We start from the raw sequence: 18,521 nt of genomic DNA, 5'->3' as shown, positions 1-18,521 counted from the left end.
TTTCGCACCGTTTCGCGTGTCGGCGCGACGCAGCGTTACTGATACAATTTCCCGATGACCTATCAAGTTCTCGCACGCAAGTGGCGTCCGAAGGATTTCGCTTCGCTCGTCGGCCAGGAGCACGTCGTCAGGGCGCTCACGCACGCGCTCGACGGCGGGCGTCTCCATCACGCCTATCTGTTTACCGGAACCCGCGGTGTCGGCAAGACGACGCTGTCGCGGATCTTCGCCAAGGCACTCAACTGTGAAACCGGCGTCACGTCGCAGCCGTGCGGCGTGTGTCGCGCCTGTCGCGAGATCGACGAAGGGCGTTTCGTCGATTACGTCGAGATGGATGCCGCGAGCAACCGCGGCGTCGATGAAATGGCCGCGCTGCTCGAGCGCGCCGTGTACGCGCCCGTCGATGCGCGCTTCAAGGTCTACATGATCGACGAAGTGCACATGCTGACGAATCACGCGTTCAACGCGATGCTGAAGACGCTCGAAGAGCCGCCGCCGCACGTCAAGTTCATCCTTGCGACGACCGATCCGCAGAAAATTCCCGTCACCGTGCTGTCGCGCTGCCTGCAGTTCAACCTGAAGCAGATGCCGGCCGGGCATATCGTGTCGCATCTCGAACGGATTCTCGGCGAAGAGCACATCACGTTCGAGCCGCAGGCGCTGCGCCTGCTCGCGCGTGCCGCGCAGGGCAGCATGCGTGACGCGCTGTCCCTCACCGACCAGGCGATCGCCTATTCGGCAAACGAGGTGACCGAGTCGGCCGTGTCGGGCATGCTCGGCGCGCTCGACCAGACTTACATGGTGCGTCTGCTCGACGCGCTTGCCGCGGGCAGCGGCCCCGAAATCCTTGCGATTGCCGACGAGATGTCGCTGCGCAGCCTGTCGTTCTCGACCGCGCTTCAGGATCTCGCGAGCCTGCTGCACCGGATCGCGTGGGCGCAGTTCGCGCCGGGCTCGGTGCTCGACGAATGGCCCGAAGCGGGCGACCTGCGCCGCTTCGCGGAGACGCTGAGCCCCGAGCAGGTCCAGTTGTTCTATCAGATCGCGACGGTCGGCCGCGCGGAACTCGGCCTGGCGCCGGACGAATACGCCGGTTTCACGATGACGCTGCTGCGGATGCTCGCGTTCGAGCCGGCTGTGGCGGCCGGCAGCGCGCCGGGCGGACAGCCGTCCGTGCCGCGAGCGGTGCCGGGTCCGCGCGTCGCGGCGGCATCGGCTGCCGTGGCGAAGCCGGTATCCGCCGCACCCGTCGAGGCAGCGCGGCCGCAGGCTACGGCAACGGCTGCGCCAGCGGCGCCGGCACCGGCTGGCGGCGAAGCAGACCAGCCGGCCGAGAAGCCGGCTGCCGTCCCCGCATCCGCGCCGGCCCCGGTTGATGAGCCGGTCGTCGAAACGCCGCAGCCGCGCGTGGCCGCAGTACCGCAAGCGGAGCCGGCCAGCGAGAGGCCGACACCCGCCCGCGATGAACCCGAGCCGCCGGCTGCGGTTGTCCAGCGAAGCGACACGCCGGCTGCGCCGGCCGAACCGGTGCCGCGCGCTGCGCCACCCGAGCCCGCCGCCCGTCCGGCAGCGCGTTCCGGGGGAGCCGCCGCCGCGCTGGACGTGCTGCGCAATGCGGGGATGCGCGTGTCGTCCGACCGCGGTCGCGCAGGCGCCGCCGCGAAACCGGCCGCCCAGCCGGCCGCCGAGAAGCCCGTCGCGCCGCGTCCCGCCGCCGTACAGGTACCGACGCCGCGCGCGGCGGCCCGTGCGCCGCAGGCAGCCGATGCGCGTCAGGCTCCGCCGCCGTGGGAGGACATCCCGCCCGACGAATACGTGCCGCTCAGTGCCGACGAGATGTTTGGCGGCCCGCCCGACGACGGCTTCGTGCCGGTATTCGACAGCGGCCCCGACGATGTGCGCGTGACGCCGAAGCCGGCGGAGGCCCGCCCGTCCACTCCGGTCGATACGCGTCCGCTGCCGCCCGCGATCGCGCTCGATCCAGTCGGCTTCGACGGCGAGTGGCCGGCGCTGGCCGCGCGGCTGCCGCTCAAGGGCGTCGCCTACCAGCTCGCGTTCAACAGCGAGCTGACGGCCGTCGATGCGACTACGTTGAAACTTTCAGTGCCGGTGCCGCAATATGCGGACGCTGCGCAGGTGGCGAAGCTGAAGGCCGCGCTGGCCGATGCGCTCGGCAAGCCGGTCGAGGTGGCCGTCGAGGTCGGGCCTGCCCGGCGTACGGCGGCGGCACTCGATGCGGCTGCGCGCGCGGCGCGCCAGCGTGAGGCCGAGCAGGAGATTCACGGCGATCCGTTCGTCCAGCAGCTCGTGCGCGACTTCGGTGCGCGCATCGTCGAGGGTTCGGTGCGCCCGCTTGCCGACGCGGCGCCGGACGGCCCGCCGCCGACGCTGCATTGAACTGAGCGCCCCGCGACAGGCACAATCACGCCCACACATTGGCCGGCACGCGCCGCGTGCCGGTGTTCACACGATCAAGAAGGAGTATTCCCATGTTGAAAGGCAACCTCGCCGGACTGATGAAGCAAGCGCAGCAAATGCAGGAAAACATGAAGAAGATGCAGGAGCAGCTTGCACTGATCGAAGTCGAAGGGCAGTCGGGCGCCGGCCTCGTCAAGGTGACGATGACGTGCCGCAACGAAGTGCGTCGCGTGTCGATCGACCCGAGCCTGCTCGCGGACGACAAGGACATGCTCGAGGATCTCGTCGCGGCTGCGTTCAACGACGCGGTGCGCAAGGCCGAAGCGACGTCGCAGGAAAAGATGAGCGGCATGACGTCCGGCCTGCCGCTGCCCCCGGGCTTCAAGCTGCCGTTCTGAACGCGGCGTCCGTGCCACTTTTTGCCGCCGTATGAAACAGCCGTCCGCCCTGTCCGCTCTCGTCGAAGCGTTGCGCGTGCTGCCCGGTGTCGGGCCGAAATCCGCCCAGCGCATGGCGGTCCACCTGATGCAGCACGATCGGGAGGGCGCGGAGCGGCTCGGCCGGTCGCTGCTGTTCGCGACCGAGCACCTGCAGCATTGCGAGAAGTGCAATACGTTCACCGAAGCGCAGATCTGCGAGGTCTGCAGCGACGAGGAGCGTGATCCGACGCTGCTGTGCGTCGTCGAGACGCCGGCCGACCAGATCATGCTCGAGCAGACGATGACTTACCGCGGGCTGTATTTCGTGCTGATGGGTCGGCTGAGCCCGCTCGACGGGATCGGCCCGAAGGAAATCCATTTCGACCGCCTCGTGCGGCGCGCGTCCGACGGGGTCGTCAAGGAGGTCGTGCTCGCGACCAACTTCACGAACGAGGGCGAGGCCACCGCGCACTACCTCGGCCAGACGCTGAAGGCGCGCGGGCTCGCGGTCACGCGCCTCGCGCGTGGCGTGCCGGTGGGCGGCGAGCTCGAATATGTCGACGCGGGCACCATCGCCCGCGCGATGCTCGACCGCCGCACGATGTAAGCCGGGCGCCGCCGGTCGGCGGCGCCGTTCCTCATGCCAGGGAGACACATGAGCACCAGCCAGGGCCCGCTCGCGGGCGTCAAAGTGCTCGAATTCGGAACATTGATCGCGGGGCCGTTCGCGTCGCGGCTGTTCGCCGAATTCGGCGCGGAAGTGATCAAGATCGAGGATCCGAACGGCGGCGACCCGCTGCGCAAGTGGCGCAAGCTCCATCCGGAGCAGGGCGGCACCTCGCTGTGGTGGTCCGTGCAGGCGCGCAACAAGAAATCGGTCACGCTCAACCTGAAGGCCGACGCCGGCAAGGCGATCGCGCGGCAACTCGCGCGCGAGGCCGACATCGTGATCGAGAATTTCCGCCCGGGCCTGCTGGAAAAGCTCGGGCTCGGCTACGACGTGCTGTCGGCCGAGAACCCGGGCCTCGTGATGGTGCGCCTGTCCGGCTACGGGCAGACGGGCCCGTACCGCGACCGGCCCGGTTTCGGCGCGATCGCCGAATCGATGGGCGGGCTGCGCCACATCACCGGGTATCCCGACCTGCCGCCGCCGCGCATCGGCATCTCCATCGGCGATTCGATCGCCGCGCTGCATGGCGTGATCGGCGCGCTGATGGCATTGCATCACCGCAAGGTCAACGGCGGCGCGGGGCAGGTGGTCGACGTTGCACTGTATGAAGCCGTCTTCAACATGATGGAAAGCGTGGTGCCCGAGTACGGCGTGTACGGGATGGTGCGCGAGCGCACCGGCGCGTCGCTGCCGGGTATCGTGCCGTCGAACACGTATGCATGCCGCGACGGCAGCATCGTGATCGGCGGCAACAGCGACCCGATCTTCAAGCGGCTGATGAAGGCGATCGAGCGCGACGACCTCGCCGACGATCCCGCACTCGCGCAAAACGACGGGCGCGTGCCGCGCACGCAGGAGATCGACGACGCGATTGCCGCATGGCTCGCGCCGCGCACGATCGATGAAGCGCTCGTCGTGCTCAACGCGGCCGACGTGCCTGCCGGGCGCATCTACAGCGCCGCCGACATGTTCACCGATCCGCAGTTCGTCGCGCGGCAGATGATCCAGCGCTTCAAGCTGGCCGACGGCACCGACATTCCGTTGCCGAACATCACGCCGAAGCTGTCGGACACGCCGGGCGAAACGCGCTGGCTCGGGCCCGAACTCGGCGAGCATACCGACGAGGTGCTGCGCGGCCTCGGCTACGATGCGCAGGCGATTGCCGCACTGCGCGACGCCGGCGCGATCTGACCGCCCCTGGGCCTGTCGCCTCGCGCCGGGCTCCCCGAAGGGCATGTTCCACAAGCGAGCGCCGTTGGTGCTGGAAAACCCGGGGCGGCGGGGCGTTTTCCTGAGCGTGCGGAACGCCGCCGCGCAACGCGGCGGTGCAGCGTGTACGGTTGCCCGCAACCGTCCTTCCGCAGTCGCCGGACTGTCGCTCTCGCGCCATCTTTCCTCGGTTACAATCGCCGGATGCGAATCCTACTCAGCAACGACGACGGCTATCTCGCCCCCGGTCTCGCCGCGCTCAGCGACGCGCTGCAGCCGCTGGCCGAACTCACGGTGATCGCGCCCGAGCAGAACTGCAGCGGCGCGTCGAATTCCCTCACGCTGTCGCGGCCGCTGTCGGTGCAGCGCGCAGCGAGTACGGGTTTCTTCTACGTGAACGGCACGCCGACCGATTCGGTGCACGTCGCGTTGACAGGGATGGCCGACGCCAGGCCGGACCTCGTCGTTTCCGGGATCAACAACGGCCAGAACATGGGCGAAGACACGCTCTATTCGGGGACAGTTGCGGCCGCCACCGAAGGCATCATGTTCGGCGTGCCGGCCATTGCGTTCTCGCTGGTCGACAAGGGCTGGGCCCATCTCGCGGACGCCGCGCGCGTCGCCGCGGAGATCGTCGAGCACTCCCTCGCGCATCCGCTGCCGGGGCAGCCGCTGTTGAACGTCAATATTCCGAACCTGCCTTACGACGAACTGAAAGGCTGGAAAGTCACGCGTCTCGGCAAACGTCATCCGTCGCAGCCGGTGATTCGCCAGATCGACCCGCGCGGCGAACCGATCTACTGGATCGGTGCGGCGGGCGAAGCGCTGGACGCCAGCGAAGGCACCGATTTTCATGCGGTGGCAAACGGTTTCGTATCGATCACGCCGCTGCAGCTGGACCTCACGCATACCCAGATGCTGCCCGCGACGCGCGAATGGGCGCGCGCCGGAGGGCGGGCTTCATGAGCGGCGAGCGCGCGAAGCGGTTTCCGCTCGCGCTCGAAGATCTCAAGCGAGCGCCACGCAAGTCGGAAGGTCGGGCCGGCGAACGCCATGCGGCGGTCGCGGCATCGAAGGCCGCCGACAAGCCCGCGGCCGTGCTGAAACCGGTTGCGGTGAAAGCCGCTGCCGCGCGCACGGCCATGCCCGGTTCCCCCGCCGCGAAGCCCGCGACCGCACCGAAGCCGACCGCGCTGAAGCCCGCGATGCCGAAGCCGGCCGCGCCGAGCGTTGCGCCGGCCGGCGCGTTCGCGCTCACGTCGGAACGCGTGCGCGAACGGATGGTCGAACGGCTGCGCGCGAACGGCGTGACCGACGCGCGCGTGCTGGACGCGATGGCCGCGGTGCCGCGCCACCTGTTCGTGGATCCGGGGCTGGCGACGCAGGCCTACGAGGATTCCGCGCTGCCGATCGGCCACCAGCAGACCATTTCAAAGCCGTCGGTTGTCGCGCGCATGATCGAGCTCGCGATGGCCGGCCGCACGCTCGAGCGCGTGCTCGAGATCGGCACGGGCTGCGGCTATCAGGCCGCCGTGCTGAGCCACGTGGCACGCGACGTGTATTCGATTGAACGCATCAAGCCGCTCTACGAGCGCGCGAAGCTGAACCTGCGGCCGCTGCGCGTGCCGAACATCCGTCTGCACTACGGCGACGGGCGTGTCGGCCTGCCGTCCGCGGCCCCGTTCGACGCGATCGTGATCGCGGCGGCGGGGCTCGACGTGCCGCAGGCGCTGCTCGAGCAGCTCGCGATCGGCGGGCGCCTTGTCGCGCCGGTCGGCGCGCAGAGCGGGCAGCACCAGGTGCTCACGCTCGTCGAGCGCGTCGCGCACGCGCAATGGCGGGAGTCACGGCTTGATCGCGTTTTCTTTGTCCCTTTAAAATCCGGAGTAATTTGAAACCGATGAGTATGTTGCGCGCGATGCAAAACAACCGTTCCAGGGAACCGCTCACGCTCGCCCAGCGCGCGATCTGCGTAGCTGCGTTCTCCACGCTACTGGCCGCCTGTGCGACGCGGCTCGACAACGCGCCCGTCGTCGATCGCTCCGGTTCGCTCGGCACGACTGCCGCCGCGCAGCCCGCGGTACCGCTTCCGCCGGCGCCGCCGGGTTACTACCGGGTAAAGCCGGGCGACACGCTGTACCGGATCGCACTCGAAAACGGGCAGAACTATCGCGACATCGCCGCGTGGAACAACCTGGCGAACCCGAATCAGATCGAAGTCGACCAGCTGCTGCGCGTGTCGCCGCAGGCCGGTGCCGCTGTTGCGGGCACGCAGGTCGCCGCGCCGATCGCGGGCGCCGCCGTCGCTACCGCGCCGCTCAGCAGCGGCCCGGCAACGCCGGCCGCCGGTACGTCGTCGGTCGCGACGCCGCCTGTCGCGGCGGCCGCATCGAGCGACACGGCAGCTGCGCCGAGCGGCCCCGTGACGTTCGCGTGGCCCGCGCGCGGCCCCGTGCTGAACGGGTTCGACGACGCGAAGAACAAGGGCGTCAATATCGGCGGTACGGCCGGCGAGGCCGTGAAGGCGGCAGCCGATGGCCGCGTCGTTTATTCCGGCAATGGCCTGCGTGGCTACGGCAACCTCATTATCATCAAACACGATGCAACTTACCTCACGGCGTATGCACACAATCGCGCTTTGATGGTAAAAGAGGGGGACGCGGTGACGAAGGGGCAGAAGATCGCCGAGATGGGTAACAGCGATTCCGACCGCGTGATGCTGCATTTCGAGGTTCGCCGGCAGGGTAAGCCTGTCGATCCGCTGAAGTATTTGCCGCCTCAATAACCGAGACGACCATGCCGAAATCGAAGCGCCACGAGCCGCAAGCCGAGTCTGAGAAGATCAGTCGTGCCACGCAAGCATCGGTGGGGCGAGCGGGTGCTTCGACGGACGACGAGGACGACAACGCGGATAACGAACGCGATCTCGAGGCGCGCGACGCGGAGGCGGACGGTGGCGACGACGAGCGCGAAGGCCGGCCCGAGGCGTCGCCCGACGTCGACGATTTCCGCACGCTGCTGCAGGCCGAACTCACGGCCGACACGATCCAGCATTACCTGAACCGCATCAGCGTGAAGCCGCTGCTCACCGTCGAGGAGGAGCAGCGCTATTCGCGTCTGGCCAAGGCCGGTGAATTCGAGGCGCGGCAGGTGATGATCGAGCGCAACCTGCGCCTCGTCGTCAGCATCGCGAAGGGATACCTGAACCGCGGCGTGCCGCTGCTCGACCTGATCGAGGAGGGCAACCTCGGCCTGATGCATGCGATCGAAAAATTCGACCCGACGCGCGGCTTCCGTTTTTCGACCTACGCGACGTGGTGGATCCGCCAGAGCATCGAGCGGGCGATCATGAACCAGGCCCGCACGGTGCGCCTGCCCGTGCACGTGATCCGCGAACTGAACCAGGTGCTGCGCGCGAAGCGCCACCTCGAAAAGAATTCGATGTCGACGGGCGAGGCGGCCGAGCGCCGCGAAGCCAGCATCGACGACATCGCCTATCTCACCGGCAAGACCGCCGAGGAAGTCACCGACATCCTCGCGCTCAACGAGCACACGGCGTCGCTCGACGCGCCGCTCGACCTCGATCCCGCGAGCAGCCTGCTCGACCTGCTGCCCGACGACCAGAGCCAGTCGCCCGACGCCGAAGTGCAGCATCGCGAACTCGAGACGCTCACTCGCGCGTGGCTGTCGCGGCTGTCCGACAAGCACCGCCACGTGATCGAGCGCCGCTTCGGCCTGAATCACATCGAACCGGCGACGCTCGAGGAGCTGGCCGACGAGATGGGGCTCACGCGCGAGCGCGTGCGCCAGATCCAGCAGGAAGCGCTGGTGCGCCTCAAGCGGTTTTTCGCCTCCAACGGCGTGCGCAAGGACGCCGTTCTGTAACTGATGACTCCGATTCTTGTTTTTGACATCGAGACGATTCCCGATGTCGACGGCATTCGCCGTCTGGAAGACCTGCCCGCGACGCTCGACGATGCCGCGGTGGCCGAACATGCGTTCGCCGCGCGCCGCGAGAAGACCGGTGGCGATTTCCTGCCGCACCACCTGCAGCGCATCGCGGCGATCTCGTGCGTGTTCCGTGACAACAACGGGTTTCGCGTACGCTCGCTCGGCACGCCGCAGGACAACGAAGCCACGCTGATCCAGTCGTTCTACCGCGTGATCGAGAAATACACGCCGCAGCTCGTGTCGTGGAACGGCGGTGGCTTCGATCTGCCGGTGCTCCATTACCGCGCGCTCGTGCACGGCATTCCCGCGACCCGCTACTGGGATCTCGGCGAGGACGACCGCGAATTCAAGTGGAACAACTACATCTCGCGTTACCACTCGCGGCATACCGACCTGATGGATGTGCTCGCGATGTATCAGGCGCGCGCGAACGCGCCGCTCGACGCACTCGCGAAGATGTGCGGCTTTCCGGGCAAGCTCGGGATGGACGGCAGCCAGGTGTGGCCGGCGTTCCTGGACGGGCGGATCGAGGAAATCCGCAACTATTGCGAAACCGACGTCGTCAATACCTACCTGCTGTATTGCCGGTTCCAGTTGATGCGCGGCGGCCTGACGCCGAGCGAGTATGCGGACGAGATCCTGCTCGTGAAGAACTCGCTTGCGCAGGAGCCGGCGTCGCACTGGGCCGAATACCTCGCCGGCTTCACCGCGTAGCGCGGGTGGGGTGCGCCGGGGCCGGCGCGATCAATCGAGTTCGAGCAGCACCGGCTGGTGATCCGATGCGCGGACGTCGCCGTCGATTTCGCAGCGCATCACGTGCGGCAGCAGCGTATCGGTCACGAATACGAAGTCGCACGCGAGCGGCCCCTCCGACCATTGCGCCGTATCGTAGACACCCGCCGTCGGCGGTGGCGTGCGGCCGGGGTGCCGGGCGACCCATGCGTCGACGAAGCGCGGCGCGTCTGCGAGCGGCGCCAGGAATCGACGATAGGCATCGCTGCCGAACGCGCTGTTGAAATCGCCGCAGACGATCGCATCGCACGGCTGGCCGGTCGTGCTGAACGGCCCCTCGGCGGCTTCGGCGGGCGCTGGTCGTGCAGCGTGTGCGCAGGCCTCGCGGTGCCGGTCGCGCAGCGCGTCGACCTGGGCGAGCCGCTGGCGCGCCGAATAGTATTCCAGATGCGTGGTGACCACGCGCAGCGGTCCGAAGGGCGCCTGCAGCTCGACGTCGAGCGCGACGCGCGGCATCGACGGCGCGCCGGCGTCGGCCGGCCACGGCAGCAACTGGCGGAGCACGCGCCCGACCGGCAGCCGGGTCGCGATCGCATTGCCGAACTGGCGACGCGGTGCGCCGGCTTCGATCGGCGGCAGGTCGGCGCCGATCGCTTCGACGATCGTATGGCCGGGCAGCAGCGCCGCGAGTTCGGCGAACTGGTCGGCGCCGGGCCGGCCGGGCAATGCGCCGAAGCCGCGCGTGACCTCCTGCAGGCACAGCACGTCGAAGTCGCCGAGCCCGCGGATTGCCGCGACGGTGCGCGAAAGATCGACGACGCCGTCCGCGTCCCGACCCCATTGGATGTTCCAGTCGATCAGTCGCATGGTCGAATCTCCTGGCGGGTGGATTCCAGGCCGGGGGAGGCGCCCGCTCGGCTTCGCCGCGCCCGCCCGGGCGGAGTTGCGCCCCTGGCCATTCCGGCGCAATGTCGTGCGGTCCATGCTCAAGTATGGACGCCTGCCTCATGCAAAGCGGGCGATGCGGGCCTTCGTCGTCTACAATCTCGCCTTCTTCAACGTTTGTCAGGAAAAGCTGGTGTCCGAAGCCGTCCCCACTTCTGCGCGCAAATCAAGAAATGCGCCCGTCGCGCCCGGAATCGCCCCGGTTCTCGAGATCGAATCGCTCGACATGGAAGCGCGCGGTGTCGGCCGCACGATCACCGAGGACGGCGAGCCGGGCAAGGTCATCTTCGTCGAGGGCGCGCTGCCGGGTGAGCGCGTGACCTATTCGAGCTTCCGCCGCAAGCCGAGCTACGAGCAGGCGACGGTTGTCGACATTCTGCGCCCGAGCGTGATGCGCACGAAGCCGAAATGCGCGTTCTTCGGCACCTGCGGTGGCTGCTCGATGCAGCATCTCGACATGCGCGCACAGGTGGCGGTCAAGCAGCGCGTGCTCGAAGACAACCTGTGGCACCTGGCGAAGCTGCGCGCGGAAACGATGTTCGCGCCGATCCACGGCCCGTCGTGGGGCTATCGCTACCGTGCACGCCTGACCGTGCGCAACGTTGCGAAGAAGGGCGGCGTGCTGGTCGGATTTCATGAGAAGAAGAGCAGCTACGTGGCCGACATGACGAGCTGCGAAGTGCTGCCGCCGCACGTGTCGGCGATGCTGGTGCCGCTGCGCCGGCTCGTCGAAGGGCTGTCGATTCGCGATCGGATGCCGCAGATCGAGCTCGCGGTGGGCTCGGAAGTCACGGCGCTCGTGCTGCGTGTGCTGGAGCCGATCAACGCGGACGACGAAGCGCTGCTGCGCGCATTCGCGGACGAGCACAAGGTGCAGTTCTGGCTGCAGCCGAAGGGCCCCGATACGGTGACGCCGTTCTATCCGCTCGACGTGTCGCTCGATTACACGCTGCCGGAATTCGGTATCCGCATGCCGTTCAAGCCGACCGACTTCACGCAGGTCAATCATCAGATCAACCGCGTGCTGGTGGGCCGTGCGCTGCGCCTGCTCGCGCCGTCGCGCGACGACCGCGTGCTCGACCTGTTCTGCGGGATCGGCAACTTCACGCTGCCGCTCGCGCGGCTGTCGCGCGAGGTGATGGGCATCGAGGGCAGCGACACGCTGACGACGCGCGCACTGGCGAACGCGCGCGAAAACGGTGTCGACGGCCACACGACGTTCGCGTGCCGGAACCTGTTCGAAGTGACTGGCGACGACATCCGTGCGCTCGGCGCATTCGACAAGTTCCTGATCGACCCGCCGCGCGAAGGCGCGCTCGCGGTATCGAAGGCGCTGGCCGAGATCGCGCAGAGCGGTGAAGGCCCGCTGCCGAAGCGCATCGTCTATGTGTCGTGCAACCCGTCGACGCTGGCGCGCGACGCGGGCCTGCTCGTGCACGAGGCCGGCTACCGCCTGAAGGGCGCCGGTGTCGTGAACATGTTCCCGAATACGTCGCACGTCGAATCGATCGCGCTGTTCGAGCGCGACTGAGATCCGGGCGGCGGACGTAAAAAAACCGGCCCACGGGCCGGTTTTTTCATGATGCGTGGCGAACGTCAGTTGCGGTTGCCGCCGAAGATGCCGAGCAGCGCGAGCAGGTTCGTGAACACGTTGTACAGGTCGAGGTAGATCGCGAGCGTCGCCGAGATGTAGTTCGTCTCGCCGCCGTTCACGACGCGCTGGACGTCGAACAGCATGTAGGCGGAGAAGATCGCGATCGCGAGTACCGACACGGTGAGCATCAGCGCCGGGAGTTGCAGGAAGATGTTCGCGACCGAGGCAAGCAGGATGACGATCACGCCCATGAACAGCCACTTGCCGAGCCCCGAGAAATCACGCTTGCTGACGGTGGCGATCGTCGCCATCGCGGCAAAGATGATGCCGGTGCCGCCGAACGCGAGCATGATCAGCGACGGGCCGTTCGAGAAGCCGAGGATGAAGCTCAGCAGCCGGGACAGCATCAGGCCCATGAAGAACGTGAAGCCGAGCAGCACGAACACGCCGGCCGCGCTGTTTTTCGTCCGCTCGATCGCGAACATGAAGCCGAACGCGATCGCGAAGAACGCGAGCAGGCTCATCATCGGGCTCGTGGCTGCGAACAGCGAGAAGCCCGTCGCGACGCCGACCCAGGCGCCCAGCACGGTCGGCACCATCGACAGCGCGAGCAGCCAGTACGTGTTCCGCAGCACGCGGTTGCGAACCTCGGCGGTGCTGACGGAACCGCCGCGGCCGAAATTGTACGGATAGTCGTTCATGGTTTCTCCTAACATTGAACGCGTGGGCGTCCGGGGCCGGTTCGGCGCGCGCGGTGTGCGGCGCAGCAAACCGGAGCAGCTATGGCTAAGATACGTTCCGTGCCGGGAGGTTTCAATGTCCGGGCAGCACAAAACATATGGATTCTGAACCTTTCACGCGTGTAAGGGTTCAATCGCAATGATACACGGGATTGTGCTACAATAGCGGATTCATTTGAACCTGTAACTTCTTAATTTTTTGGAGTTTTTATGGCAATCGAGCGCACCCTGTCGATCATCAAGCCGGATGCGGTGGCAAAGAACGTGATCGGCCAGATCTACAGCCGTTTCGAAGGCGCCGGCCTGAAGATCGTCGCATCGCGCATGGCGCACCTGTCGCGTGCTGACGCAGAGAAGTTCTACGCGGTTCACGCAGCGCGTCCGTTCTTCAAGGACCTCGTCGATTTCATGATCTCGGGCCCGGTGATGATCCAGGTTCTGGAAGGTGAAGGCGCGATCCTGAAGAACCGCGACCTGATGGGCGCAACGGATCCGAAGAAGGCGGAAAAGGGCACGATCCGCGCCGACTTCGCCGACAGCATCGACGCGAACGCCGTGCACGGCTCGGACGCTGCGGAAACGGCAGCGGTCGAAATCGCGTTCTTCTTCCCGGAAATGAACGTTTACTCGCGCTAAGCCCTGGCTGGCAGCAAGTAGGCAGGATTCAGCGCACGCGGCAAGGCAGCACATCATGACGAGCGAAACTTCCGTCAATCTTCTCGACTTCGATGCCGAGGGTCTTGTCGCGTACTGCGGCAGCCTCGGCGAGAAGCCGTTCCGCGCCAAGCAGTTGCAGCGCTGGATCCACCAGTACAACGCTGGCGATTTCGACGGCATGACCGATCTTGCGAAGTCCTTGAGAGAGAAACTCAAGGGCCGCGCGTCGATCGTCATGCCCGAGATCGCCAGCGATCACGTTTCCGCCGACGGCACGCGCAAGTGGCTGATCGACGTCGGAAACGGCAATGCGGTCGAAACCGTGTTCATCCCGGAAGAGACGCGCGGCACGCTGTGCGTGTCGTCGCAAGCCGGGTGTGCGGTGAACTGCCGCTTCTGCTCGACGGGCAAGCAGGGTTTTTCCCGCAACCTGTCGACAGCCGAAATCATCGGCCAGCTACGGATGGCCGAATTTGCATTGCGAGCGTCGCTGGGTCGCGCACCCGGCCCGAACGGCAAGGCCGAGCGGGTCGTCACCAACGTGGTGATGATGGGCATGGGCGAGCCGCTGCTGAATTACAGCGCGGTCGTGCCGGCCATGCGGCTGATGCTCGACGACAACGCGTACGGCCTGTCGCGCCGCCGCGTCACGCTGTCCACGTCCGGCGTGGTGCCGATGATGGACCGCCTCGGCGCCGAGTTGCCGGTTGCGCTGGCCGTTTCGCTGCACGCGCCCAACGATGCGCTGCGCGACGAGCTGGTGCCGCTCAACAAGAAGTATCCGCTGCGTGAGCTGATGGCAGCTTGCCAGCGCTACCTGAAAGTCGCGCCGCGCGACTTCATTACTTTCGAATACTGCATGCTGGACGGCGTCAACGACACCGAAGCGCATGCGCGCGAACTGCTGGCCGTCACGCGCGACGTGCCGTGCAAGTTCAATCTGATCCCGTTCAATCCGTTTCCGGAATCGGGCCTCATCCGCTCGAAACCGGAGCAGATCAAGCGCTTTGCGCAGGTCCTCATCGACGCGGGTGTCGTCACGACCGTGCGCAAGACGCGCGGCGACGACATCGATGCCGCGTGCGGCCAGCTGGCCGGCGCAGTGAAGGATCGCACGCGCCTCGCGGAACGAACGGGCGCAGCAGGGAAAATCATCGAGGTTCGGGCGATTTGACAGGGGCGCCTGGCCGGGGATGTCAGCGCCTTTTGGGCGGTACAACACGCGAATAGCGATCGGTCGCGGCGCCACGGCGTCGCGCATGGTATGGACAGTTGCGGGTGCCGGCCGGCGGGAACCGGCGGCGGCCGCCAGTGAAGAAGAATCGACGCGAGGACAAGGATGAGTGAGCCGCAGCCGTCTAACGGCGCAGAGACGAATGGCGCGAAGCCGGCACCGGCAGGGTTGGAATCGCTTGCGGCGGTCGGCAGCCGGCTGGCGCAGCTTCGGGAGGCAAGAGGGTGGACCGTCGACGACGTGTCGGCGCGACTCAAGGTCGCACCGCAGAAGCTCCGGGCGCTCGAGGCGGGTGACATCAGTCACTTGCCCGGCGTGACGTTTGCACTCGGCGTCGTACGCAGCTACGCGAAGATGCTCGGCGTCGATCCGGAGCCGTTCGCGCAGGCGTTGCGCCGTGAGCGCGGGGTGCCGGAAGTCGACCTGTCGATGCCCGCGTCGTCGGGGACGGATCTGCCGCGCGGCCGCGTGTCGATTCCGCTGGGCGGATCGTCGCGGCATCATCCGTGGTTGTGGGGCACGGCGATCGTCGTCGTCGCGGTGGTCGCCGTACTGATGTGGCACACTGGCGGCGATTCGTCGAGCCTGCTCGCGCGCTTCAGGAGCGGCGACGCGGAGCATGCGTCGGCCGCGAGCGTGCCGGCGGCGGCATCCTCGTCAACCGTCGAAGAGGCGGCCTCAAGCGGTGCGGCTGCCGTGGTCGCGAATGAGGTTCCGGCCCCGGCTGCTGCATCTGCTGCGCCGGCGCCGGTTATTGCGTCGGCAGTTCCGGCGCCCGCGCCGGTGGCGCCGGCCGTGACGGCTGCCGCATCGCAGCCGGTCGTGGCGACGGCGGCGGCAAGCGCCGCCGCGCCGGCTCAGCCGGCGAGCGTCGCGGTCGCGGCCGGCCAGTCCATGGTCGAACTGAAGGTCAAGCAGGACAGCTGGTTCAGCGTGCGCGACAAGAGCGGCAAGGAGCTGTTCTCCGGGCTGGTGCGCGGCGGCGAGGCGAAGCAGGTCGCGGGCGATGGCCCGTTCAAGGTCACGATCGGCAACAAGGCGGGCCTCGACACCGTTGCGTTCGACGGAAAACCCGTCGATCCGGCAAAATATTCGGCAGCGCGGGGTAACGTGGCGCGGTTCACGTTGCCCTGACGTCAAGCGCCGTGGCGAAGGCCTGTCGTCGATATCGGCAGGCCGTGAGGGCACGGCGCTTTTTCAATTCATGCGCCGCGTCGCGGCGCATTCCGCGTAAATGGATCTATCGATGCAATCCGAAGCTCAATCCCCACGCAGCAGTCAGATTTGTTCAACCGAGCCGGTGTTCGGCGGGCATCAGCCGCGCCGCGTATCGCATGCGGTGGATGTCCGCTGGGGCGGGCAGCTCGTGACGATCGGCGGCGACGCGCCGGTGCGCGTGCAGTCGATGACGAATACCGACACGGCCGACGCGATCGGCACGGCAATCCAGATCAAGGAACTCGCGAACGCGGGCTCCGAACTGGTGCGCATCACGGTCAACACGCCCGAGGCCGCGGCCGCCGTGCCGGCGATCCGCGAGCAGCTCGACCGCATGGGCGTGACCGTGCCGCTCGTCGGCGATTTCCACTACAACGGCCACCTGCTGCTGCGTGACTACCCGGGCTGCGCCGAGTCGCTGTCGAAGTACCGGATCAACCCGGGCAACGTCGGCCAGGGCGCGAAGCGCGATACGCAGTTCGCGCAGATGATCGAGGCCGCGGCCAAGTACGACAAGCCGGTACGGATCGGCGTGAACTGGGGCAGTCTCGACCAGGATCTGCTCGCGCGCATGATGGACGAGAACGGTGCGCGTTCGCAGCCGTGGGATGCGCAGAGCGTGATGTACGAGGCGCTGATCCAGTCGGCGATCGGCTCGGCCGAGCGTGCGGTCGAACTGGGCCTCGGCCGCGACCGTATCGTGCTGTCGTGCAAGGTCAGCGGCGTGCAGGACCTGATCGCCGTGTACCGCGAACTCGGCCGCCGCTGCGGCTTCGCGCTGCACCTCGGGCTGACCGAGGCCGGCATGGGCTCGAAGGGCATCGTGGCTTCGACGGCTGCACTCGGCGTGCTGCTGCAGGAAGGGATCGGCGACACGATCCGCATCTCGCTGACGCCGGAACCGGGCGCATCGCGCACGGGCGAGGTGATCGTCGGCCAGGAAATCCTCCAGACGATGGGCCTGCGCTCGTTCGCACCGATGGTGATCGCGTGCCCGGGCTGCGGCCGTACGACGAGCACGCTGTTCCAGGAGCTCGCGATGCAGATCCAGACCTACCTGCGCGAACAGATGCCGGTCTGGCGCAAGGAGTATCCGGGCGTCGAGAAGATGAACGTCGCGGTGATGGGCTGCATCGTCAACGGCCCGGGCGAATCGAAGCACGCAAACATCGGCATCAGCCTGCCGGGTTCGGGCGAGAACCCGGCCGCGCCCGTCTTCATCGACGGCGAGAAGGTCAAGACGCTGCGCGGCGAGCGGATCGCCGAGGAATTCCAGCAGATCGTCAGCGACTACGTCGCACGCAATTACGGCCGTACCGAGGCCCTGAACTAATTCGTCCACACACACGATGACTGAACAAAAACGCAAGATCGAGAAGCTCACCGGCGTCAAGGGCATGAACGACATCCTCCCGCAGGATGCCGGCCTTTGGGAGTTCTTCGAAGCCACCGTGAAATCGCTGCTGCGCGCATACGGCTACCAGAACATCCGCACGCCGATCGTCGAACACACGCAGCTCTTCACGCGCGGTATCGGCGAGGTCACGGACATCGTCGAGAAGGAGATGTACAGCTTCACCGACGCGCTGAACGGCGAGAACCTGACGATGCGCCCGGAAAATACCGCGGCGGTGGTGCGCGCGTCGATCGAGCACAACATGCTGTACGACGGCCCGAAGCGCCTGTGGTACATCGGCCCGATGTTCCGTCACGAGCGTCCGCAGCGCGGCCGCTATCGCCAGTTCCACCAGGTCGGCGTCGAGGCGCTCGGCTTCGCGGGCCCCGATGCGGATGCCGAGATCATCATGATGTGCCAGCGCCTGTGGGATGACCTCGGCCTGACCGGCATCAAGCTCGAGATCAACTCGCTCGGCCTTGCCGAAGAGCGTGCCGCGCACCGCGTCGAACTGATCAAGTACCTCGAGCAGTTCGCCGACGTGCTCGACGAGGATGCGAAGCGCCGTCTGTATACGAACCCGCTGCGCGTGCTCGACACGAAGAATCCCGCGCTGCAGGAAATCGCGCAGAATGCGCCGAAGCTGATCGACTTCCTCGGCGAAGAATCGCGCGCGCACTTCGAAGGGCTGCAGCGCCTGCTGCTCGCGAACAACATCCCGTTCAAGATCAACCCGCGTCTCGTGCGTGGTCTCGACTATTACAACCTGACCGTGTTCGAGTGGGTGACCGACAAGCTCGGCGCGCAGGGCACGGTCGCGGCCGGCGGTCGCTACGATCCGCTGATCGAGCAGCTCGGCGGCAAGCCGACCGCGGCGTGCGGCTGGGCGATGGGCATCGAGCGGATCCTCGAACTGCTGAAGGAAGAAGATCTCGCGCCCGAGCAGGAAGGCGTCGACGTGTACGTCGTGCACCAGGGCGAGACCGCGCGCGAACAGGCGTTCATCGCGGCCGAACGCCTGCGCGATACGGGCCTCGACGTGATCTTCCACTGCAGCGCGGACGGCGCACCGGCGAGCTTCAAGTCGCAAATGAAACGGGCCGACGCCAGTGGCGCCGCGTTCGCGGTGATCTTCGGCGAAGAGGAGGTTGCGAACGGTACGGTGGGCGTGAAGGCGCTGCGCGGTGCGGGCGGAGACGGGGAAAAGAACGTTCAGCAGACCGTACCGGTCGAAGGCTTGACCGAATTCCTAATCAATGCGATGGTTGCATCCGCCGAAGACGGCGACGACTGATCGCGCTGGCATCCGCTCGACAAGAAAGGCCTGAACAGGAAGGA

General features: G+C 66.9%; 17 protein-coding genes. 15 read left to right on the top strand and 2 right to left on the bottom strand.

Going from position 1 to position 18,521, the window contains the following annotated elements; genetic code table 11:
• The first annotated feature begins 54 nt into the window (after positions 1 to 54).
• The 9 genes from VK92_RS05760 (at position 55) to VK92_RS05720 (ending at position 9,381) form a co-directional block, all read left to right on the top strand.
• Complete coding sequence (locus VK92_RS05760) at positions 55 to 2,397, top strand: DNA polymerase III subunit gamma/tau (protein ID WP_048021088.1); 2,343 nt, start codon at positions 55 to 57, stop codon at positions 2,395 to 2,397.
• A 92-nt stretch (positions 2,398 to 2,489) separates the two neighbouring features.
• Positions 2,490 to 2,816: a YbaB/EbfC family nucleoid-associated protein gene (locus VK92_RS05755; RefSeq protein WP_006482124.1), complete on the top strand. Its 327-nt coding sequence runs from the start codon at positions 2,490 to 2,492 to the stop codon at positions 2,814 to 2,816.
• A gap of 31 nt (positions 2,817 to 2,847) precedes the next feature.
• Entirely contained in the window at positions 2,848 to 3,444 is a 597-nt protein-coding gene (recR, locus tag VK92_RS05750) for a recombination mediator RecR (RefSeq protein WP_006478665.1), read from the top strand.
• 48 nt (positions 3,445 to 3,492) lie between these two features.
• Positions 3,493 to 4,698, top strand: coding sequence for a CaiB/BaiF CoA transferase family protein (locus VK92_RS05745; protein ID WP_027787226.1), 1,206 nt, complete (start codon positions 3,493 to 3,495; stop codon positions 4,696 to 4,698).
• Positions 4,699 to 4,920: 222 nt separating this feature from the next.
• Positions 4,921 to 5,682, top strand: a complete 762-nt coding sequence (gene surE / locus VK92_RS05740) for a 5'/3'-nucleotidase SurE (protein ID WP_021164242.1) — start codon at positions 4,921 to 4,923, stop codon at positions 5,680 to 5,682.
• Positions 5,679 to 6,611, top strand: coding sequence for a protein-L-isoaspartate(D-aspartate) O-methyltransferase (locus tag VK92_RS05735; protein WP_048021145.1), 933 nt, complete (start codon positions 5,679 to 5,681; stop codon positions 6,609 to 6,611). The genes surE and VK92_RS05735 overlap by 4 nt, the downstream gene beginning before the upstream one ends.
• Positions 6,612 to 6,616: 5 nt before the next feature.
• A complete protein-coding gene (locus tag VK92_RS05730) occupies positions 6,617 to 7,501 on the top strand; it encodes a peptidoglycan DD-metalloendopeptidase family protein (RefSeq protein ID WP_048021090.1) in 885 nt (294 codons plus the stop codon).
• An 11-nt stretch (positions 7,502 to 7,512) separates the two neighbouring features.
• Positions 7,513 to 8,601, top strand: a complete 1,089-nt coding sequence (gene rpoS, locus VK92_RS05725) for an RNA polymerase sigma factor RpoS (RefSeq protein WP_048021092.1) — start codon at positions 7,513 to 7,515, stop codon at positions 8,599 to 8,601.
• A gap of 3 nt (positions 8,602 to 8,604) precedes the next feature.
• A complete protein-coding gene (locus VK92_RS05720; protein WP_021163110.1) occupies positions 8,605 to 9,381 on the top strand; it encodes a 3'-5' exonuclease in 777 nt (258 codons plus the stop codon).
• Positions 9,382 to 9,411: 30 nt separating this feature from the next.
• On the opposite strand, the gene VK92_RS05715 is transcribed toward VK92_RS05720, so the two are convergent.
• Positions 9,412 to 10,266, bottom strand: a complete 855-nt coding sequence (locus VK92_RS05715; RefSeq protein WP_048021094.1) for an endonuclease/exonuclease/phosphatase family protein — start codon at positions 10,264 to 10,266, stop codon at positions 9,412 to 9,414.
• A gap of 211 nt (positions 10,267 to 10,477) precedes the next feature.
• Here VK92_RS05715 and rlmD point away from each other — a divergent pair, with 211 nt between their 5' ends.
• Positions 10,478 to 11,875 (top strand): 23S rRNA (uracil(1939)-C(5))-methyltransferase RlmD, encoded by a 1,398-nt coding sequence (gene rlmD / locus VK92_RS05710; RefSeq protein WP_081052719.1) that lies wholly within the window; start codon positions 10,478 to 10,480, stop codon positions 11,873 to 11,875.
• A gap of 65 nt (positions 11,876 to 11,940) precedes the next feature.
• On the opposite strand, the gene VK92_RS05705 is transcribed toward rlmD, so the two are convergent.
• Positions 11,941 to 12,639 carry a Bax inhibitor-1/YccA family protein gene (locus VK92_RS05705; RefSeq protein WP_006761414.1) on the bottom strand — a complete coding sequence of 233 codons (699 nt, stop codon included), beginning with the start codon at positions 12,637 to 12,639 and terminating at the stop codon, positions 11,941 to 11,943.
• A gap of 249 nt (positions 12,640 to 12,888) precedes the next feature.
• Between VK92_RS05705 and ndk the strand changes: the two genes are divergently transcribed.
• The 5 genes from ndk (at position 12,889) to hisS (ending at position 18,477) form a co-directional block, all read left to right on the top strand.
• Positions 12,889 to 13,314, top strand: coding sequence for a nucleoside-diphosphate kinase (gene ndk, locus VK92_RS05700; protein ID WP_006478674.1), 426 nt, complete (start codon positions 12,889 to 12,891; stop codon positions 13,312 to 13,314).
• A 55-nt stretch (positions 13,315 to 13,369) separates the two neighbouring features.
• Positions 13,370 to 14,509, top strand: a complete 1,140-nt coding sequence (gene rlmN / locus VK92_RS05695) for a 23S rRNA (adenine(2503)-C(2))-methyltransferase RlmN (protein ID WP_048021097.1) — start codon at positions 13,370 to 13,372, stop codon at positions 14,507 to 14,509.
• A 165-nt stretch (positions 14,510 to 14,674) separates the two neighbouring features.
• Entirely contained in the window at positions 14,675 to 15,703 is a 1,029-nt protein-coding gene (locus VK92_RS05690; RefSeq protein WP_048021099.1) for a helix-turn-helix domain-containing protein, read from the top strand.
• 112 nt (positions 15,704 to 15,815) lie between these two features.
• Positions 15,816 to 17,120, top strand: coding sequence for a flavodoxin-dependent (E)-4-hydroxy-3-methylbut-2-enyl-diphosphate synthase (ispG, locus tag VK92_RS05685; RefSeq protein ID WP_027787235.1), 1,305 nt, complete (start codon positions 15,816 to 15,818; stop codon positions 17,118 to 17,120).
• 16 nt (positions 17,121 to 17,136) lie between these two features.
• The gene (gene hisS / locus VK92_RS05680) at positions 17,137 to 18,477 is read left to right on the top strand and encodes a histidine--tRNA ligase (protein ID WP_027787236.1); all 1,341 of its coding nucleotides are present in this window, start codon (positions 17,137 to 17,139) and stop codon (positions 18,475 to 18,477) included.
• The last annotated feature ends 44 nt before the right edge of the window (positions 18,478 to 18,521 follow it).

It is taken from the genome of Burkholderia sp. LK4 (genome assembly GCF_001043615.1).
GTDB lineage: Bacteria > Pseudomonadota > Gammaproteobacteria > Burkholderiales > Burkholderiaceae > Burkholderia > Burkholderia cepacia.
The sequence above is the reverse complement of the archived record's forward strand: the minus strand, read 5'-3'. Positions and strand labels throughout refer to the sequence as shown.